Annotated in this window: 2 protein-coding genes; both read left to right on the top strand. The window is 48.0% G+C overall.

What is annotated here, in order from left to right; all coding sequences use genetic code 11:
* A partial coding sequence (locus AC5V8P_RS24565; protein ID WP_495473973.1) for an ABC transporter ATP-binding protein occupies positions 1-527 on the top strand: 527 nt, incomplete at its 5' end.
* Positions 528-578: 51 nt separating this feature from the next.
* A partial coding sequence (locus tag AC5V8P_RS24560; protein ID WP_495473972.1) for a non-ribosomal peptide synthetase occupies positions 579-3,256 on the top strand: 2,678 nt, incomplete at its 3' end.

Here is a 3,256-nt window from a genome sequence, read left to right as displayed (position 1 = left end):
AGGTTAGGGATTTAATGGCCTATGTACCACAGGAGGCTACGTTGTTCCACGGTACAGTAGCGGATAATATCCGCTTTGGCTCACCGGATGCCACGGATGATGAAATAAAGGCAGCGGCCAAGACAGCCTATGCCAGCGGCTTCATCGCCGAGCTACCGGAGGGTTACGATACGATTGTCGGTGAACGCGGAGCCAATTTGTCTGGCGGTCAAAGACAGCGGATTGCGATTGCCCGTGCTCTGCTCAAAAATGCACCGATTTTGCTGCTGGATGAGGCAACCTCGGCTCTGGATGCAGAGTCAGAATATGAAGTCCAGCAGGGCTTAAATGAGCTAATGAAGGATCGTACCACATTAGTCATTGCCCATCGATTATCTACAATTGAGCGGGCGAATACGATCTGTGTCCTTGCCGATGGCGAGCTTAAAGAGCAGGGCACCCATGAACAGCTTCTTGCCGAGGGCGGTCATTATGCAGAGCTGTATGAGCTCCAGTTTCGAAAGCATTTTGAGGAACAAACCGCATAAATATGCGAATTTTCATTTTACCAAATATCTATTTTGCGAGGAGAGAGACGAATGACACAACAAGATGTTCAATTGTTTTCCTTAAGCCAGCCACAGCAACGTATTTGGTATACGGAGCTTTTGTATCCTCATCGGAACACTTCAACCATTATTGCTACTGTAAAAATCAGAGGAACTGTTCGTATAGATGCATTACAACAAGCAATGAACCGGGTGATTGCCCAAAATGATTCCTTCCGCATCAAAATCACTGCTCAGGACGGAATCCCATATCAATATGTAGAGCCTTTTACAGAGGAAAATATTGAAACGCTTCAAGTAACTCCGGAAGAAGCGAATGAATGGTTAAAACGCCATAATCCACAGCCGTTCTCATTGTTGAATTCACAGCTGTACCGATTTGTTATTTTGCAGCTTGGGGCAGAAGAAACCTGGTTTAATTTTAAAATGCATCATATTATTTCGGACGGCGTGTCCATGAATCAGGCCATTAATGAAATTACCGGACACTATATGGATATTGTGCATGGTGCAGGCCAAGATGCACCAATCAAGGGCAATCCTTATCTGGATTTTATTCAGGTAGAGCAAAGCTATGAGCAATCGGACCGCTATCAGAAGGACAAGGCGTATTGGACGGAGAAGTTTGCCGATTTGCCAGAGACCACAGGTTTAAAATCATATAACCCGCTGACACTGAGCACAGCTGCACGCCGGGAAAGTTTTATACTGGAGCAAGAATTGTATCGTGGTGTTACGGCTTTTTGCGAGGAGCATAAAATCAGTATTTTTACGTTCTTCCTGGCGGCTCTGTATATTTATTTGCATAAAGTGACAGGTGAACAGGACCTAACTGTAGGGACACTCTATGCCAATCGTACGTCTAAGAAAGAAAAGGATACCATCGGCATGTTCGTCAGCACCGTGGCTACACGTCTGATGGTCGAACCGGAATCTGAGCTGTTGGCCTTCTTACAGGGTGTAGGGAAGGAGCAGGCGTCCATTTTGCGGCATCAGCGTTACCCGTACAACAAAATTATTCAGGATTTACGCGAACAGCAAAGCAGTCTGGACATCCAGCGTCTGTTTGGTGCTTCCATTCAGTACCGTACCTTGAGTTTCTCACGGTTTGATGAGGCGATTCAGCAGGTGGATAACGATTTCTGCGGAGATACAGTGAATGACTTCGATATTCACATGGTTGAAATGCTGGATGACGACAGACTCGTATTATACCTGGATTATCGTACCGAACTGTTTAGTGAACAGGAAATTGCTCGAATTATTCGACAATTTTTGAGCGTGGCGGAGCATATGGTACAGGGTCCACACAAGCGGATACAGGAATTGTCGCTAATCAGTGAGGAAGAACAGGCGCAAATCATCGACGTATTCAATGCCACAACAGTGGAATATCCACGCGAAGCAGGCATTCATGAACTGTTTGAGGAACAGGCAGCACGCACACCGAATCAGACAGCAGTTGTATCTGGAAACGCCCGTTTAACTTATGGTGAATTGAATGGAAAAGCTAACCGACTGGCTCATACACTGCGCGAGCACGGTGTTACTGCCGAACGCACGGTAGGTATCGTTGCTGAACGTTCCGCAGATATGATCGTTGGTATGCTGGCGATTCTCAAAGCAGGCGGTGCATATGTGCCGATTGACCCTGATTATCCGGCTGAACGTGTACGCTACCTGTTGGAAGATTCGGGAGCGGAGTTGCTGCTGGTGCAGCATGCGGAACAGCAACCTGAGGATTACACCGGAATCGTGCTGGATTTGAGCGATGTGAATGTATACGGGGCAGAGAGTAACCAAGGCGTAAATAACGTACATGGGGAACAAAACGAAGCTTGTCATGCGGATTTTACCTATTATACGGATCTGAAAAATGAGGATTCAATTGAATCATCTTCGTCTGTCGTAGGCCGCACTGCTGGAGAACAAAAATGTACATTTGGCAATCGACTGGCCTATCTTATGTACACTTCAGGCACGACCGGACAACCTAAAGGGGTTATGGTGGAGCATCGCAATGTTGTGCGTTTGGTGAAAAATACAAACTACGCGCAACTGGGTGTTAACACGCGCATTTTGCAAACCGGTGCCGTTGTCTTTGACGCGTCCACCTTCGAAATTTGGGGGGCGTTGCTGAATGGTGGACAGCTTGTGCTGGTAAGTCAGGATGTCATTTTGGATGCGCCGAAGCTCAAGGAAGCTGTCCGCAATCACGGTATTACAACAATGTGGCTGACTGCGCCACTCTTTAATCAGCTATCCCAGCAGGATCTGGAATTATTCGAGGGGGTAGAAGAACTGTTGGTCGGCGGTGATGTGTTGTCCGTACCGCACATTAACCGAGTGCTGGAGGCTCATCCATCCCTACGGATTATCAACGGCTATGGCCCGACGGAAAATACAACTTTTTCTACAACTCATGCGATTGTTGGCGTGCAGTCCGAAGCAGTGCCGATTGGGCGTCCGATCCACAACTCCACAGCGTATGTTGTAGATCGTTCCATGCAGCTCCAGCCTGTGGGTGCATGGGGTGAGCTGATTGTCGGCGGCGACGGGGTGGCACGTGGCTACCGAAACCGTCCTGATTTAACAGCTGAAAAGTTTATAGATAGTCCGTTCCGCAGTGGGGAGCGCTGCTACCGTACAGGCGATTTGGTGCGCTGGAATGAGGACGGGACGCTCGAATACAAAGGACGGATCGACGC

The organism is Paenibacillus sp. N119s, assembly GCF_059447605.1.
This window is presented reverse-complemented; position numbering and strand designations above follow the sequence as displayed.